Source organism: Bdellovibrio sp. HM001, from assembly GCF_055397275.1.
Window position 1 is genome coordinate 2,708,732 of the sequence record NZ_AP029174.1, and the last position, 17,149, is coordinate 2,725,880.

Consider the following 17,149-nt stretch of genomic DNA (forward strand, 5'->3'; position numbering starts at 1 on the left):
CTTTCTTATGAATGACCGAAAGTTACCCGATAAAATAGGTATTGATGAACTTGTGACCTTAACATGAACGTAAATGGAAGGAAAAGGTATGGGGTTCTCACAAGTAAGAACAGTCATTCTTTTTTCATATCTGCTCTCTGCACCGGTTTCCGCACTGGCATCAGTTTCATTAACTGAAGTGCCGCAAGGACTGACCGTCCAGGGTAAGATCATCCAGCCGGACGGGCTTCCACTGGAAGACTCCAATGTCAGCTTTAATATCAAAGTTCTTTCTCCTGGCGCCGAAAGCTGTGTGCTGTTTGAAGAAAACCGTGTCGTGAACATGACCAACAGCAAAGGCATCATCAACTTCACAATCGGCGCCTCAGAACCTGGCACCACCGTTATTAACACCGGTCCTCTTCTTGCCATACACCAGGTTCTTAAGAACTCGGCCCCCATTACCGGTCTGACCACCTGCGCTTCCGGGAATACCTACACCCCGCAACCCGGTGATTCACGCAAAGTCCGAGTGTCCTTTACCGTGGGCAGTGAGTCTGTCACGCTGGCTCCGGATTTTAAAATGAAGTCCGTCCCCTTCGCTTTGGAGGCGGATAACGCTGTGGCATTGAGCGGAAAGAAAGCCGGTGATTTTATTCAGACATCGGCCACAGTGACCCAGGAACGAATCGAACAGCTGCTTCTGCCAGCCAACTTTGACGGCCTGGTTTCCATGTTAAATCCCACAGCGGCTCCTCCCAGCGACGGAGTCATTGGCATCCCCACCTCTGATGGCAGTGCTTCACCAGCTCGCGACGGCCTGATGCGCTATGATGAAACCACGCAAACAGTACAGGTCTCTGTCGGTGGACAGTGGCAGGACTTAATGACTGGCAATACCACTGTGGGCTCCTCCACCATTGCTGATGGCTCCATCAGTACTCCTGATATTGCCAACAGTGCCGTCACCGGCGGCAAAATCGCCAACAATGCTGTCACCACTGACAAGCTGGCTGATGAGTCAGTGACCACAGATAAGATTATGAATATGTCTGTCACAAACTCTAAGATTGCTGACGGAGCAATCACATTCAATAAAATTGCCAATGGTTCCATCAGCACGTCAAAAATCGTGGATTCAGCGATCACTTCCGCCAAGATTTTGGACGGCAGCATTGTCACGGTGGACCTGGCGGATTCCGCCATCACGTCTTCCAAGATTCTGGATGGCTCCATCGTTACGGCCGATGTGGCTGATGCTGCCATCAACTCGGCCAAGATCCTCGATGGTTCGATCGTAACGGCCGACGTCGCTGATTCAGCCATCACCTCCACAAAAATTCAGGACGGAACGATCGTTAATGCCGATCTGGCAAATTCCTCTGTGGATTCGTCAAAGATTCAAGATGGCAGTATTGCCACTGCTGATATCGCGGACTCTGCGGTGAATTCTGCCAAGATTGCTGACGGTTCCATTGTCGCTGCGGATCTGGCTTCCAATGCCGTGACCACTGTCAAAATTCTGGATGGCAATGTCACTGACGCCAAAATTGCGTCAGTTTCTGGAAGCAAGGTCACGGGAAACATTCCCGGCAACGCGGCGGGCTTCTATGGTTCACTGGGTGGGGACGTCACGGGCACTCAGGGCGCCACGGTCGTTGAAGGTCTTCAAGGCCGCTCAGTGGCTTCGACTGCACCGGGAACCGGTCAGGTTTTGAAGTGGAATGGTTCTCAATGGACTCCTCAAGCTGATAATAACTCAGGCGGAACGATCACTAGTGTCGGAGCAGGAACGGGACTTGCCGGTGGAGGTTCTTCTGGCGCCGTCTCGCTAAGTCTGACCAATACGGGGGTCGGAGCTGGTTGGTATGGTACTTCAACCGCGGTGCCAAGATTCTATGTAGACAGCCAAGGAAGAATCACTTCCGTCAGTCATGTGGCGGTCGCCGCTGGGACAGCTTGTGGCGGCTATCAGCACGGACAAGTGTATATCTCTAGCAGCACCTGCAGTTCCAAAACCATGGCGCAATGTTTGAATGGCGGAACGGTCAGTCTGGGGACCTTCTCAGTCCCTTCAACCTGTGACGGGGATGGGGATGGATTCTAGGCGGTCGCTGGGAATCTACTATGCCAGCCTGCTCATTGTCATTGGAACCTTTCAGTTTTTCGAGGGGGGGCGACGGCTGCTTCCTCCCCCCAAAAAAAATCATCTGAACTTTCCTTCTCTCGAGCAGACCTTCAACCCTCAGTTCCCGGTTCTTTCCGCTGGACTGCACCCGCAGTTCCCCGCTTCTGATATCATTCTGCAAGAACGTCTTTTTGCACCTTTCATCGTACTAAAAAATCAAAATCTTTCTGGAAAAAATCTTTCCAAAGCACACTTAAGCTTCGCCGATCTGCGCGACGCCGACTTACGCAGCACAGATCTTTCCGCGGCCTTGCTTTATGGAGCCCAATTGTCAGGGGCGCAGTTCGACGAAAAAACACGTCTTCCGTTTTCGCAACAAACAGCCTTGCAGCTTGGCATGAAGAGGGTCCCATGAAAAGTCTTCTGCAAGAGCTGCAACAGCATAAATCCCTGGCTTGGATCGGTGTGCTTCTGAGTCTGGAGCATATTTTCACTTTTGTCTTCTGGCTCACAGAACGTCCCGTTCATTTGATTCTCTCCAACTCCCACCCTTCTGTGTGTTGGCCAGCCTTGCCTTTTTGTGAAGCTCTGAAGCCCTCTGCCGAGATACTAAGTGGCCTTCTTGGGCTCTATCTGATTCTTGCCGTTGGGTCCCTTGCCTGCTGGGGGCTTCAACGCTTTAAATGCGCCATTCTTCTTTTATGGACTCTTTTGTTTTTTAAAGTCGGCGTGATCCTGCTGGATTATCGTCTGACGGGAAATTACCACTACATTCCCACCATCCTGACCTTGGTGTTTTTACTGGTACCCGGCCGAATCCGGGCCCTGCCCGTGGCCTTCTTCGTTGTCTATTTCACGGCCGGAATACTGAAGTTGAATCATCAATGGCTTTCCGGTGCAGCCATCAATGACCGTCTGGTGCCGGAGGTTCTGACCCGCGTGGGAGTCTGGTATGTTTTGATTCTCGAACTGATTCTGATGTTTTTGCTATTTGCCCGCAAAGACCGCTGGTTCTATTTCCTCTTTGTTCAACTGGTGCTTTTTCATTTGTACTCCTGGCATCTGACGCGATTCTTCTATCCCGGCGTGATGTTGTTGCTGTTGGGAATTTTATTGATCACCCGACCTTTGCAAAAAGAGGAAGGGTTTAGCAGAAGCTGGAAGCGGTGCCTGAAACAGCGAAGCGCACAGGCCTTGCTGTTCGTATTTATTCTGTTGCAATTGCCTCAGTACTACATTCCCGGTGAAGCCGCTCTCACCGGTGAAGGACGAATGTATGCCCTGATCATGTACGACGGACGAACACAGTGCCAGCCTCACCTGACAATCTGGAAAAACTCCCAAAGCAAAGAGGAAGTGCCCTTAGTGCCCCCCTGGCTGCTGACCCGAACCTCCTGCGATCCTTTGATATTCATGCGCCTGACAGAGAAAGTCTGCACCTGGAGCGAGGCAGATCCTACAGTATTGCAGATTGATCTGAATATTCCCATTCGCTATCAAAACCAGGAAACCTGGCAACCGTTGGTGTCACTCACAAATGTCTGCAAACAACCTCTGACTTATTCCTCTTTCTTTTCGAACTCCTGGATTAACAAATTGAAGCTTGAACCGTAGATACTAGATTACTCACTTTTATATTGGATGGCTTAGGTTTTTCATCAAAGAACCGATAAGACATTGATGCTTATTGGACGTGCTTGTTTGGCATTTAAATGTCTCATTTTTGGATTCCCCTTCCTACTGGTCGGCTGTAATCTTACAGCCAACCTAGAGGATGTCAGCATTCCTTCTGTCGCCATGGAGGTGGGCAGCAAAATTAAGGGTGGCGAAGACTTCCCTATCCAGCTGCAAGTTTCCGGCAACAATTATTCAAAAGCCAAAATCTATTACACATTGGACGGAAGTACCTGGAGTCTTCTGACTGAACTGCCTCGCGGAGTTTACAACTACACCTGGTCCGTCCCCGCCGGAGACTATCCTCAGGCAGGCCTGCGTGCTGTTCTGGAGAACGAATCCGGCAGCTCACTGCAGGTGGAAAACAATCTCGAGATTGACTCCACTCCTCCTGCCATTCCCGGGATCACGGACCACTCTTCAGCGTTAACTCGCAACACGATGGCCCTTTTCACTATCGCCGACTGCAGTGATGTGCGCTTTGTGAAAATCACAGAGTCCGCCACGGTTCCGGCTTTTGACAGGTCCTGGGTTACTTGTTCAACGGCAACAGAAGCTTTGGCCGCCGCAATGGATACAGACAAAGTCTACCCATTCCATCTGTGGTTCGCAGATGAAGTCGGAAACATCAATCCGACGGTCACAACCTACAACAAGACACGGGACCGCACAGGTCCCGCGCTCACACTGACCAGTTTTCTTTCATCTTTGAATATTAACGGTGGCAGCACGCAGAATATTTCCTGGACATACACTGACGCTCATCCTCATGCAAATCCGGTGGCTCTTTCCTATTCGCTGGACGATGGGGTTTCTTGGGTGAGCATCGCGAACAATCAAAACACGTCGCCCTATTCTTGGACCACCGGGGCTTTGAATTCAAATCAACTGCGCATCCGGATCGTGGCTCAAGATATACTTGGCAACTCATCCGAGGTGATTTCGCCGGTTTCTCATCTGATTGACAGCTTGGACCCATTGATCAGTCTGACTTTAAGCTCTCCGAACACGGACACCCTGAAGGGAGGCGACGTCCTAACCCTCAGTTGGCTGGCAACTGACGCCAATCTCGGCACGGATCCGGTCACTGCCGTTTACCGTGTCGATGGCGGATCCTGGATAACACTGAATGGCACAGCCAACCATCCCTCCACGGGATCTTTGAACTGGTCGGTTCCAGCGAACATAAATTCCTCCAATGTTGAATTTGCAGTCAGCGCACTGGATATCGTGGGCCGTTCCAAGACAACTATCAGTCTTCCCTACACCATCGACAACGGGGCCCCGGCCTTAACCTGGACCAGCCCGGCCGATGGCAGTAACGGAATCAACGGTCTGACTCTGAGTGGAGCCTGTGGAGCCGCCAGCGGAGACATGGCCACCCTGACCATCACCGGCGATGTCACAGGCTCTCCCTCCGCAACCTGCAGCGCCGGGAACTGGTCTGCAAAAGTGACGTTCAGTGCCGGATTTGGCAACAAAACGATCACTGTCAGTCAAAGTGATGACGCGGGCAATGTCACGACTTTGACTCGAACCTTCACCCGCAATCAGCTTGCGGCAAAAACATATGACTTCAGCTTCATTGATCCGGCTTATCGTCGGGATCTTGACAGCATCAACTTCAATTTCAATTCCTTGGCGCTGGATAGCGAAGTGGCTTCCTGGGAACTTCTTTTTGTGAACGACTCTGATTCCAGCACATCGGTTCAAAGCTTTACCTCTGCCACGCCAAACTACATCTATAACTTTAGTGGCGGATCTCAACGCCAGGCCAAAATGCGGGTTCGCATCACGGATGTGCAGGGCAATGTTTCCACCGTCACTTCCCCTGCCTTCCAGATCTTGACAGAAGTCACGACCGTGATCGGCACTTCTCCAACGATTGGAGTAACGGATGGAATCGGAACTGCCGCCCGCTTCTGGGGCCCGAATTCATTGACCAAGGTTGGGAACACCCTTTATGTGGCAGATCGTGCTTATCTGCGCGCCGTGGATATCAGTGCTCCGGCGCTGCCAACGGTGACAACTTTGGTGGGATCTTCCTATACAACGGCCTATCAGGGAATTGGCCGAAATGTATCGCTGGGACTTTCTTCCAGCGTGACCACCGATGGCACCTATGTCTATGCTTCGGATTATTCGCGCCACTGTATTTTGCGATACAACCCAAGCCCTCTTTCAAAAGAAGTAGAAGTTTTTCTGGGAGCCTGTGGCACCCTGGGAACACCCGCAGCCAATGCTGATCAGACCAAGGCGGGCTCACGTTTCCGTAACCCGACGGATCTAAAGTATCACAACGGCTATCTTTACATTTCCGATACTAGCAATTACTGCGTCCGCCGCTTTGATATGAACGACACGGTTTCCACCGTGGCCGGATACTGCGGATCTTCCGGGAATATCGCGGGGGACCTTGGCACCAATCGCATCAACAACGTGGGTATCGATATCGACAGCCAGGAAAATCTGTGGATTGCTCAACACACCAACGGTGTTCTAAGTTACACCTCGCTGACGCCACCGTTTAACTTAAAAACATTCTCTGGAACCTCAGCCGTGCGTGACACCAACTCGGTAGGGCCTGCACCAAACACCATGTTCCGTGCCGCCTACAGTGTGCGCGCCCTGAATGCGGGACCTCGCAACAGTCTTTTTGTGACGGATGAGTATTCGCACATCATCGTCGAAATCCCCTATGACCCCACCAATCCTCTGGCCTATGTCGGAAGTTCGGCAGTGGTGGCAGGACAAGCAGGTGTGGCCGGCAGCAAAATGGGTTTACCCGCCGTCAGCATGCTTTACTCCCCCACCTTCACACTGATTGACGGAAACGACATGTTCGTCACCAGTCCTTTTGCCAATCAGATTATGAAATTGAATCTGACAACTTACGAGCTGTCTGAGTATCTGGGAGCCCCTCCAGCGCTGACAGAGCATAAGGTCGGCAATCACGCCAAAATATCGACACCGCGTTTTCTTACCACAGACGGGACCCACATTTATGTCGCTGCCAACAATGCCGTAAAAAAAATCGATCTGACGGCCAAAACACTTTCCACCGTCAGCGGTCATAGTGCCTTTGGCGGTCACGTGGACGGCAACGGCGGCAATGCCCGACATACAAATGTCTGGGGTTTGGAGCGAGTTACCGGAGGCATTTACAGTATCGACCGGGCAAGCCACGTGATTCGCTTTACCGACAACTCAGGCAACACCCGCACAGTCGCCGGCGATCCGATGGTTCCCGGATACTTGGAAGCCACCAATCCGGGGGACGTAGCCCGCTTCAATGGCATGACCGGCCTTTGTTCCATCGGAAATTCGCTTTACGTCGTGGATAACGATAACGTCCGTATACGCCGCCTGGACGTGGGAGACATCAATAACCCCGTCACCAATCCGGCCACGGTCTTTATCGCCGGTTCCAGCTCCGGTTATCAGGACGGCAGTGGCGCGGGAGCAAAATTCACCGAACCTTTGGGCATTGCCTGCATCGCCAATGGCGCACATCAAGGTCTTTATCTAAACGACACCCGAGCTGTACGCAAAATTACCCTGGCGGGAGATGTCACCACCCTTGCGGGAAGCCTGGCTGCAACAGGCAACACCGATGGTATCGGCACTGCTGCCCGCTTTGACTCCTTGTATGGAATCAAAGCAGTCGGCAACATCCTGTATGTTGCCGAGTCCGCAGGACGTTTGCGCAAGATTGATCTGGATAATTCGGCCGAAGTCACGTCCATCATTAACAAAGACATGGCCCCTACGACTCCGGCCAAACGCAGATCTTTATATGCACTTTCTGCTCCCTTGGCCGATGTCGCCATCATCGGGGACAATGCCTACGTCACAATGCAAAATCAGCATTCTATCGCCCGGGTCAGTCTGATCTCAGAAGAGGTGGAGTTTATCGTGGGTCAAGGACTGGTCCGCGAGATCGTTCGTTCCGACTCTGATGGCTCGATTGAGCGCGCCCCGACCGCTCTTCGTGGCACCAATCAGGTCAAGGTGGGCGATGACTTGTACGTGGTTTCTTTCTATGACACCGCCATCTACAAGGTCGACAAGGATGGAGTTGTCAGTCTGTATGCCGGAAAAGCCGGTGCCCCGGGCTATATTGACGGTCCTCGCTTAAGCGCTCGATTCTTCTCTTCTCACTTTATCAGCCACTATAATGGGGCGCTCTATGTGGCTGACTATGACATTCATATCATTCGTAAAATTGATATGACGACAGGACAAGTGACAACTGTCGCCGGGGTCGCAGGAGAATCCGGAACCAACGACGGCCCTTTAGCAACCGCCCGCATGAATCAACCTTATGGCCTGGTCCACAAGGACCATTACCTGTTCTTTGTACAAAGAACCACGGGCCTAGTGCGGGCCCTGGATCTTAATACTGAGGAAATTTTCACAGTGATGGGGGTTGCAGGCGACAACACTGTTGTCGACGGCGACAAAACCACAGGTCGTATGGGTTGGCCCTATGCTTTAACAGCCGTGGGAGATGATCTCTATGTCACCGACACCGATAGAGGCGTCTTAAGAAAAATCGACATTACTGATCCACGCAACGCCTCTGTTACGACGGTCGCTGGAACGGATGGTCTTGTCGGGTACGCCGATGGCATTGGTGCCGCTGCCCGCATGCACACTTCCACGGGACTCACAACCGATGGTAAATACGTTTACTTCACAGAACGGGGAACAAACTCCATACGTCGCTACAATCCAGCCAACAATGAAGTGACCACCTGGTTGGGAAATCCCCTTTTCATCGGACACGGCGATGGACCACTCAATGACGTCTTGTTCTACAAACCTATTCAGCCGATCTTTACTCCAGAAGGTTTCTATATTTCCGACGGCGATCACTACAATGTGCGTTGGGTGAAATAGGGCTCATTCAAGAAGAATTCAATTTACCGAACAGATCCTGCGAAATTTCCGCATGTAACTTGGCAAACGGTACTTCGTAGTGCATAAGAAACTATGGAATCAGCTTTAAGCCTGAGTCGGCAGGCGCGATTTAAAATTTTTAGCGAAAATATCAGCCAGGCCATCGAAGACGAGGGCCTGGTAGTGCGCCCCTACACCCACCCGACACTGCCTTATTTCAATCTTCTATCCACCGAAGAACAAGAACAGGTCCTTAAAGATCTGCTGATCTACTATCAAATCTGCATGGATATGAAGCATCAGGGCGACTCCCTCAAGGACACCCGTAAGTTCACCGAACGTGCGATGTCCCGCCTGAATAAAAGAGCCGATCCAAAGGTGATGGATCTTTTACGCCCAGATCATCTGGTCGAAATCTACAACACAAATCACACCCAGATCTTTCGAAGCCTTCCTTACTTTGAAGTGTGCACTTATTCCCTCGAAGACATTTACTGCCGCAAATGGTATCACCTGTACGAACGCAGCCCTGAAGATCAAGAGCAACTGGATAAAGACCTGGGACTTTTTTATGCACACTCCCCTTTGCGCACCATCGAAGTGCATGCTCCCGAACACATCATTCGCGAAACCGGATCTTTGGAGCGCATGGAAATTTTGACCAAGATCTGGTGGCTAAGCCCCCTGTTTTCCACCAATAAAGAAGACACCTATATTATGGCCGTTGAGACCAGCCGTCTGCCGGAGATGGCAGTGCGCTGATCCCATAGCAAAAAAACCCGGGGACACCGGGTTTTTTGTTATTCATCCTCTGGGGTTTCTTCAGCGGGTGCCTGGGAACTTTTGAGTTCTTCCAGCGCCATTTCTGCGCGGGTTTTATAACCTTTTTTACTGTTGCAATCCTTGCAGGACGGCACGCAGTTGTTCTTATTGGATTTTCCACCACGGGCAATGGGGATTAAGTGGTCCATTGTGAGATCGGCTGGTTTAAAGCGCTCACCGCAATGATAGCACAGACCTTTTCCCAGCTCCTGCTTCCACCACTGGCTTTGACGAAGCTCGCGGGCCTTGGCTTTTTCGCGTTTTTGATGCTCGGGTGGAGCGGCTGAAAAGAAATAATCCATAGAGTCGTTATAGCTTAAGTCCAGCCCCCCCGCAAGACCCGGAAAACTGGACGAGGCCGTGCCCTGGAAGAGCTCAAATTCAGGCCTCTTTTAGCCGATAAAACCCTGTGACTATTGAAGGAGTGGGATTCTATGTCAGTAAAAACCTTTAAAAAAGGCGAAGTGATCTATAAAGACGGTGATAAAATTACAGCCGTTTATTTGATCCAATCCGGTGGTGCAAACCAGTGCCTGATCCGCGGAAAGAAAACCATCGACCTTTTTCAACTTGGATCGTCCCACATTCTGGGCGAACAGGTGATTCTGGGGCAAAGCACACATCCCACCGCCGCCGTTGCCACCACTGAAACCAAAGTTCTGGAAATCCCGGTTGAAACTTTGAAACAACATTATGAAAGTGCGCCTCCAACCCTGAAAATGATCATCAAATCCCTGACTGACCGTCTGCGCCTGGCGGTGAATGATGTTCGCTCCAACAAACTTGAAAAAGACTCCTCCCCCTGCCCGGAAGATCAAGTGGCCAAGGTTTACGGTTCTGTCTTCCACACAGCCAACCACAAAGGGGATCGATCTCAACCCGGTCGCGTGATTGTCGACTGGAACATGATGAAGCAGTATTCCCAGCGTGTGATGGGTGAATCCCCCAAACGTCTGGAGCAGGCTATCAATATCCTGGTGAAACTGAAGCTTGCTTTGTATGAAATGGGCAAAGATCCCACCAATCCCGACGGACCGGATGAAATTCAGAAAGTTCACTTCCTGGATCTATCTTTGGTGGAAAGCTTCTTTGAATTCTATCAATACTATTATTTCAAAGGCGGCCGTTCGGATCTTTTGAAAGTGGACGAACTGTGCATGCAAATGCTGACCGCCATCCTGAAAATGTCAGAAAACGAACAGCCGGATCGCTTCGGCATTGTCGGCGTGGACTTTGCCAAATTCAGCGAATACTGCAAAGAGGAAATCGGAATTAATCTGAACAACGACCACTTCAACCGTCTTGAAGGCAAAGGTGTCTTCATGAAACGCAAAAACGGCGGCACCGGAGTTCAGTTACAGTTCGAAACCAAAGAGTTCCGCTCGATCCTGCAGAGCTGGAAGATGCTGCGTGAAATTGAAAAGTGGAACGAAAAAGGCTTCGTCGACATGGACGAAAAAGAAGAAAAACCCAAGAAAAAATCCAGCGGACCTTCCTGCCCTGCATGCAGCGCGGACGTTCAGGCTGGCGCCAAGTTCTGCCACGAATGCGGCCACAAGATGACAGCGGCGGCCTAAAATGAGCGAAGCATTGGTCATTTTCAAAGCTATTAACAACGAATCCAGAAAGCACGAGCTTTTACAGCAGCTCTTGAATTCTCAGGAGCTGATCAGCCTGCGCGACAAGTATGACCGCATCATCGTGCTAAAACCGATGGGCACCAACGATAAACTGCAAATCAAGTGTCATCCCCCGGAGTCCACAGCGATGAACACCGACGAATCGGTGACCTTCACAGCGAGCTTCTCGCTTAAAGGTGAAAAGTACCTGTTCGAAACCCATCCGGTGGTGAATGAACATAACATCACTTTGACCGTTCTGAATCTGTTTCATTTACAAAGGCGCAAAAACTATCGCTATATGATCCCTTCAGACTATTCGGCTGAGTTCGTGATCACCTATTTGAATCAGGTCGTTTGTTCCCACGCCTGTCGACTGCTGGATCTTTCCACGGAAGGCTGCGCGATTGAAATATCTCAGACGGCGGCCAGCTTGAATCTTGAAGACATGGTGCAGGCCGAAATCTTCCTCGGGGATCGAGAGCCCATACTTGTTCAGGGGCTTATTAAAAACATTCGCATCAAAGATGACGAATTCCTGACGCTGGGAGTGGAGTTCAACCACCTGGCCAACGCCAGCGAAGACCATATCGTCAGTTCTTTGACAGATTTACAGCGCGAGCTTTACTTCCGCAAAGCGGCTTAAGCCACACCCAGATAAGCCCAAAGGGAAATCCCGGTGCCAATAAAACCAAGCACACACATGCCTGTAAAGAACACCTGTTGCAGGTTTTCTTTTTTCAGCACCAAACTCATCGCACCCAGGACAAGACACAGTTGAAAGAACAAACTGGACATATCAAAGCGATCCCCTGCCGTGGCCAGAACCGCCAGCTGCTGTTCCATCTGCTGAGCGCCAACAACCTGCCCTAACTTTCCATCCAGATCCTGCACCCAGTTTTCCGGTCCGACCACCTCGGAGCCCTTGAGAATTTCATTCTTTTCTTTTTTGTAGCGCAGGATGCGTTTCTGCAAATTGGCAATATGCCCATTCACAGCCACCTCGGCCTTGGGTTGAATGGCCCCAGCCTGCTTCAAACTTTCAAGCAGGGACTTTTCCCCTTCCACCAAAGTTTCCTTGATACTTTTAGATTGATACCACATGTAGGCGGCAGCCTTTTCATTGGTCCCGATGATTTCGTCATCACCGTATTTGCCGGCTACCAGGTCACTCACGGCCATGATCGCGGCAAAAATAGCAATCACGACACCACAACGAACTTCAAAGCTGGAATTTCTATCTTCTGACATGCGACAGATTTTATAATCATTTCGATTTTGTCAGTCAACTGTGCTCCCACATGAAAATCGGAAAAATACAAAGATCTTATTTTCTCAAAACAAATATCCTATAGGCACAAAAAAAAGGAGTCCCCATGAAAGTAAAAGAGATCATGCATAAAAAAGCAGATGTCATCAATCGAGACCATACCGTACGTGAGGCCGCGCAGATGATGGCTCGCGGAGATTACGGCTGCCTGCCCGTTGAAGAAAACGACAAGATGATAGGAATGATCACGGATCGCGATATCACCATTCGCCTGGTCGCGAAGGGACTGGATCCGAACAACACAAAGGTCAGCGAATGCATGAGCAGCGGTATCGACTTCTGCTATGAAGACGATGACCTGGAGCAGGTTGGACGTCTGATGGGTTCAAACAAAGTTCGCAGAATGCCGGTGATAAATCGCGAAAAACGTCTGGTCGGCATGCTCAGCCTGGGTGATATCGCCAACAAATCCCGCGACCAGGAGCTTACTCAGAACATTTTATCTAATGTATCTCACTGACCTGTCGCAAGAGGCTCGCCCCACGGGCCTCTTGTTATCTTTACTTGGAGGGATAATAAAGCTTATTGTCCCACATACCTTCGTTGAAGTACTGAATCGTGGCCTTCAGTCTTTGTACCAACAGATCCCGACGAGAGGCCTCGGTCAGAGAAGCTGACAAATCCTTTTCGTGGGCCCGGTCGGTAATGGCAAACATCTGAGGCTCGCCATGCCCTGGTGACCAGATCACTGAATAGTCCCTGGCAAACAGGATGTAACGTCCATCAATAAAGTTCACGGCAATCTTGTCCCCTGGAACAAAAACAGAGCTACCCAGATAGTTCTGATCCTTATCCGAAATCCCCAGGAAGTCCAAAACCGTCGGCAGAATATCAATCTGCTGCACCACCATCTGCGTATCCACTTGGGGGAACTTAAAGGACGGATGATACAACATCAACGGAATGCGGTAGTTCCCCTGCTCGTTCTGATATTCAGGGCGATAGTGCATGGAGGTATGGTCCGCCGTGATAATGAACAATGTATCCTTGAACCACGGCTTCTTGGCCGCTTCCTCAAAGAATCTTTGCAGGGCGTAGTCCGTGTATTCCACAGCTTTCAGAATAGGCAACGGGCCTTCCACAAAGCGCTCTGAATACTGTGCCGGCACTTTGAAGGGCTGATGGGAGCTCAAAGTAAAGACCGAGGTCATAAACGGCTGAGGCATTTCATCCACCTGGGTCAACATCCATTGCAGGAATGGCTCATCCCAAATCCCCCACACGCCGTCATCGTCTGCGGTGTTGCCGTATTCACGGGCACCAAAATACTTTTCCACCCCGGCACTTTGCATGAAGCTATCAAAATACATGGTTCCGTTATGCCCGCCATGGAAGAAGCTCGAAGAAAACTTATGCGGGGCCAATAAAGTTCCCAGACCCAGGAAATAGTTGGCGGTAAAATGCGATGAAATAAAAGGCTCATTCATCAATGCCGGAATACCGCCCATGATGGCTCCGATCCCTTCGATGGAACGGCGCCCGTTGGCATAGGCGTTTTCAAAGCTCAAAGATTTACTTTTCAATGAATCCAAAAAAGGTGTGTAGGACTTCCCACCGTCGACCGGCCCCAGGTATTCTTCCCCGAAGCTTTCCAGGATAATCACAACGATATTCTGAGGCTTTTGTGCCCGCCTTCCCTCCAACAGGGAGCCACGCAAAGAACCATTTAATAACGACAGCATTTGGTTTTTGTCGTTGAAGTACTTCTGTTTGCTCAGGCCTTCAGCGCCGTAACTTTTTATGAAGGTGAAAGTCGAGTTCAAAACCAGATTGTTCAAGAGCGGAGCGGTGAAGACATTGGCATTTACAAAGTTAATGGGCTTGGCCTGCAAACCGCCGCGGATGCCGATCACGCTCAGCACCAGAGCCACAAAACTTAAAAATACGTGAGCCCCCCAAAGCTTAAGCTTTCCCGAGCTTTTGGGTGCCGTCCAAACGACTGGGGATTCCGCCAGAGCCACCCGTCGCACCACCAGTACAAACAACACCACCAGCAATGTGTTCACCAGAAACAGCAGCCAATAACTGCTGACAAAGTTCCACAACTTTCCGGAAAGCTCATTCATCAAAAAAAGGCTGTCATAAGTGAAACGACGCCCAACAAAATTGATAAATTCCGTATCCACCAAATTAAGGATCAGGAGCGGCACCTGCAAAGCACTAAAAGAGATCCAAGTAAAATGCTGCCACAGACGATTCCAGCTTTGCGGCCATGGAATCAGAGACAGCAGCACCAGCGGCGCCGCCAAAGTCAGCGTGGCCACCACATCAAAGCGCAACCCCACGATGAAAGACCACAACAGATCCTGCCCCGGTTTGTTTTTAAATAGACTCCAGTTCCAAATCAGGAACTCGACCCGTGCCAGGAAATAGAACAGCACGGCCACTAAAACCAGAGAGAAGATCTTAATAATTCGATGGGACGGTCCAAACATGGGGATATACTACACTGACGGATTGCATCATTCAATCTATCAGCACCTCCCCCTTTACCGAGAGGGCCTGCTCTGCTAGTTTCCCCATCTATGACAGCAGAACAAATGAAAGAACGTTTAGAGAAGCATTATCCAGGTGCCACCATCGAAGTTTTCGATCTGACGGGCACTCAGGATCACTGGGAAGTATTTGTGGAAAGCACTGTGTTTGCGGGGATGACTCGCATCCAGCAGCACCAAAACGTGATGGCTTGCTTTGGTCCAGAATTGAAGACCGGTGAGGTTCACGCCCTGTCAATCAAGACTAAGATTAAATCATAAAAAGGACCCGTAAAAATGGCTACAACTCACGAAAGAATTGATCAGATTGTTAAAGGTAATAAAATCGTATTGTTCATGAAAGGAACTCAGCAGTTCCCTATGTGCGGCTTTTCCGCTCGTGCTTGCGCGATCCTTCAGGACATGGGTGTGCAGTTCCACGATGTGAACGTGTTGGATGACGATGAAATCCGTCAGGGCATCAAAGAATACGGCAACTGGCCGACAATTCCACAGCTTTACATCAACTCTCAACTGGTTGGTGGCAGCGACATCATGATGGAAATGTACCAGTCCGGCGAACTTCAGGAACTTTTGAAGTAATATGAGATGCAACGTCGCCCTGTGGGACCGCATTCTAAGGTTTTTATTCGGCGTGGGTTTAACTGCCTACGCCGTGGCCGGCGGTCCTTTCTGGGCGTATATCGGGGTCTATGGCCTCATCACCGCAGCTTGGGGCTTGTGTCCCGTCTATGCTTTCTTTAGAATCAGAACTCTGAAAGATTACCACCGACCGATCAACGAAGAATAGGATGTTGTCATCATGTCCACCAGCGCTCTCCTCGAACTTGAAAGCCTCTTGAAGAAAGACCAAATCAAAACCGACGAAGAGAGTCTGAAGTACTGGGGCAAGGACTGGACAACCTATTTTGATATCAAATCTTCTGCCATCGTTTTTCCACACTCCACCGAAGACGTCGTTAAACTGGTTCACTGGGCCCGTAAAAACAAAATGGCCCTGATCCCATCCGGAGGTCGCACCGGACTTTCTGGCGCGGCAGTGGCCACGCAAGGTGAAGTCGTTGTGTCCTTTGATCAAATGAACAAAATCAAGGAATTCAATCCCGTCGATCAGACCGTGGTGATTGATCCGGGTGTTGTCACAGAAGCTTTGCAGGAGTTCGCACTCTCTAAAAATCTTTTCTATCCCGTGGACTTTGCAGCCCGTGGATCTTCACAAATGGGTGGTAATATCGCCACTAACGCCGGCGGCATCAAGGTCGTTCGCTACGGCCTGACTCGCGACTGGGTGGTGGGCCTGAAAGTGGTCACAGGCACAGGTGATGTGCTGGATCTGAACAATGCTCTTGTGAAAAATGCGACCGGCTATGATCTGCGCCATCTGTTCATTGGCTCGGAAGGAACCTTGGGCTTCATCACTGAAGCCACCATCAAGCTGGCTGCGGCGCCTCCGCCCATGAAAGTTCTAGTGATGGGTGTCAGTGGTTTGGATGCCGTGATGAAGATCTTTGCGGAATTCAAAACCAAAACGTCCCTGGTGGCGTTTGAGATGTTTTCAGACAAAGCCCTTCGCAAAGTTTTGGAAGGCACAGGGCTTAGCGCTCCGCTGGCGACCGAATGTCCGTTCTATGTTCTGGCCGAAGTTGAAACTCGCAATGAAGCCGATGAAGAACAGGCGCTGAGCGTGTTTGAAAAGTCTTTGGAAGAGGGCTGGGTATTGGATGGCGTGATTTCCCAATCCGACGTTCAAGCCAAAACTTTCTGGAGATATCGCGAAGACATTTCCGAATGTCTGGCCAAGTACTCCCCTTACAAAAACGACATTGCCGTGGCGATCTCTAAAGTGCCGCCATTCATGGAAGACCTGGACCAGGTCCTGTCCGCGGCGTACCCGACCTGGGAAGTGGTCTGGTTCGGCCACATTGGCGACGGCAATCTGCACATCAATATCCTGCGTCCTGAAGGCATGAGCAAAGAAGAGTTCGTGAAAGAGTGCCGCAAAGTCGATGTTCTGGTCTTCGAGGCGGTTCAAAAGTACAAGGGCTCGATCTCCGCCGAACACGGCGTGGGTCTGACCAAAAGATCCTTCCTGAATTATACGCGCTCTGAAGCTGAAATTGAGCTTATGCGCGGGATTAAGAAAGTCTTTGATCCTGACAATATCATCAACCCGGGTAAAGTGATCTAGACCTCACCTAAG

Annotated in this window: 15 protein-coding genes; 12 read left to right on the plus strand and 3 right to left on the minus strand. The window is 50.5% G+C overall.

The genetic code is table 11. From position 1 onward, the window contains the following. The first annotated feature begins 88 nt into the window (after nucleotides 1–88). From ACZ5ZZ_RS12815 to ACZ5ZZ_RS12835, 5 genes are all read left to right on the plus strand, one after another. The gene (locus ACZ5ZZ_RS12815; protein ID WP_464139764.1) at nucleotides 89–2,086 is read left to right on the plus strand and encodes a hypothetical protein; all 1,998 of its coding nucleotides are present in this window, start codon (nucleotides 89–91) and stop codon (nucleotides 2,084–2,086) included. After that, nucleotides 2,076–2,522 carry a pentapeptide repeat-containing protein gene (locus tag ACZ5ZZ_RS12820; protein WP_464139766.1) on the plus strand — a complete coding sequence of 149 codons (447 nt, stop codon included), beginning with the start codon at nucleotides 2,076–2,078 and terminating at the stop codon, nucleotides 2,520–2,522. The genes ACZ5ZZ_RS12815 and ACZ5ZZ_RS12820 overlap by 11 nt, the downstream gene beginning before the upstream one ends. Next, complete coding sequence (locus ACZ5ZZ_RS12825; protein ID WP_464139768.1) at nucleotides 2,519–3,721, plus strand: hypothetical protein; 1,203 nt, start codon at nucleotides 2,519–2,521, stop codon at nucleotides 3,719–3,721. Before ACZ5ZZ_RS12820 ends, ACZ5ZZ_RS12825 begins: the two co-directional genes overlap by 4 nt. A 66-nt stretch (nucleotides 3,722–3,787) precedes the next feature. Next, complete coding sequence (locus ACZ5ZZ_RS12830) at nucleotides 3,788–8,683, plus strand: hypothetical protein (protein ID WP_464139769.1); 4,896 nt, start codon at nucleotides 3,788–3,790, stop codon at nucleotides 8,681–8,683. 93 nt (nucleotides 8,684–8,776) lie between these two features. Then, nucleotides 8,777–9,445 (plus strand): hypothetical protein, encoded by a 669-nt coding sequence (locus ACZ5ZZ_RS12835; RefSeq protein WP_464139771.1) that lies wholly within the window; start codon nucleotides 8,777–8,779, stop codon nucleotides 9,443–9,445. Nucleotides 9,446–9,483: 38 nt separating this feature from the next. Here the strand turns inward: ACZ5ZZ_RS12835 and ACZ5ZZ_RS12840 are convergent, their stop codons facing one another. Then, nucleotides 9,484–9,807 (minus strand): HNH endonuclease, encoded by a 324-nt coding sequence (locus ACZ5ZZ_RS12840; protein ID WP_464120314.1) that lies wholly within the window; start codon nucleotides 9,805–9,807, stop codon nucleotides 9,484–9,486. Nucleotides 9,808–9,939: 132 nt separating this feature from the next. Here ACZ5ZZ_RS12840 and ACZ5ZZ_RS12845 point away from each other — a divergent pair, with 132 nt between their 5' ends. Together ACZ5ZZ_RS12845 and ACZ5ZZ_RS12850 are read left to right on the plus strand one after the other, a co-directional pair. Next, nucleotides 9,940–11,082: a cyclic nucleotide-binding domain-containing protein gene (locus ACZ5ZZ_RS12845; RefSeq protein ID WP_464120313.1), complete on the plus strand. Its 1,143-nt coding sequence runs from the start codon at nucleotides 9,940–9,942 to the stop codon at nucleotides 11,080–11,082. A 1-nt stretch (nucleotide 11,083) separates the two neighbouring features. Next, entirely contained in the window at nucleotides 11,084–11,770 is a 687-nt protein-coding gene (locus ACZ5ZZ_RS12850; RefSeq protein ID WP_464120312.1) for a PilZ domain-containing protein, read from the plus strand. Here ACZ5ZZ_RS12850 and ACZ5ZZ_RS12855 read toward each other — a convergent pair. Then, entirely contained in the window at nucleotides 11,767–12,375 is a 609-nt protein-coding gene (locus ACZ5ZZ_RS12855; protein ID WP_464139773.1) for a DUF4337 domain-containing protein, read from the minus strand. The genes ACZ5ZZ_RS12850 and ACZ5ZZ_RS12855 overlap by 4 nt on opposite strands. A 125-nt stretch (nucleotides 12,376–12,500) precedes the next feature. Here ACZ5ZZ_RS12855 and ACZ5ZZ_RS12860 point away from each other — a divergent pair, with 125 nt between their 5' ends. After that, the gene (locus tag ACZ5ZZ_RS12860) at nucleotides 12,501–12,914 is read left to right on the plus strand and encodes a CBS domain-containing protein (RefSeq protein WP_464139775.1); all 414 of its coding nucleotides are present in this window, start codon (nucleotides 12,501–12,503) and stop codon (nucleotides 12,912–12,914) included. Between the two features lie 40 nt (nucleotides 12,915–12,954). On the opposite strand, the gene ACZ5ZZ_RS12865 is transcribed toward ACZ5ZZ_RS12860, so the two are convergent. Continuing rightward, nucleotides 12,955–14,889, minus strand: a complete 1,935-nt coding sequence (locus tag ACZ5ZZ_RS12865; protein WP_464139777.1) for an LTA synthase family protein — start codon at nucleotides 14,887–14,889, stop codon at nucleotides 12,955–12,957. Between the two features lie 90 nt (nucleotides 14,890–14,979). On the opposite strand from ACZ5ZZ_RS12865, the gene ACZ5ZZ_RS12870 reads away from it, so the two are divergent. From ACZ5ZZ_RS12870 to ACZ5ZZ_RS12885, 4 genes are read left to right on the plus strand one after another with little or no spacing between them, the layout of a single operon-like run. Then, on the plus strand, nucleotides 14,980–15,210 hold the full coding sequence (locus ACZ5ZZ_RS12870) for a BolA/IbaG family iron-sulfur metabolism protein (RefSeq protein ID WP_464139778.1): 231 nt from the start codon (nucleotides 14,980–14,982) through the stop codon (nucleotides 15,208–15,210). A 15-nt stretch (nucleotides 15,211–15,225) separates the two neighbouring features. Next, a complete protein-coding gene (grxD, locus tag ACZ5ZZ_RS12875; protein WP_464120307.1) occupies nucleotides 15,226–15,531 on the plus strand; it encodes a Grx4 family monothiol glutaredoxin in 306 nt (101 codons plus the stop codon). Between the two features lies 1 nt (nucleotide 15,532). Then, nucleotides 15,533–15,739 (plus strand): YgaP family membrane protein, encoded by a 207-nt coding sequence (locus ACZ5ZZ_RS12880; RefSeq protein WP_011165270.1) that lies wholly within the window; start codon nucleotides 15,533–15,535, stop codon nucleotides 15,737–15,739. Between the two features lie 12 nt (nucleotides 15,740–15,751). Beyond that, the gene (locus ACZ5ZZ_RS12885) at nucleotides 15,752–17,137 is read left to right on the plus strand and encodes an FAD-binding oxidoreductase (protein WP_464131620.1); all 1,386 of its coding nucleotides are present in this window, start codon (nucleotides 15,752–15,754) and stop codon (nucleotides 17,135–17,137) included. Nucleotides 17,138–17,149 lie beyond the last annotated feature (12 nt).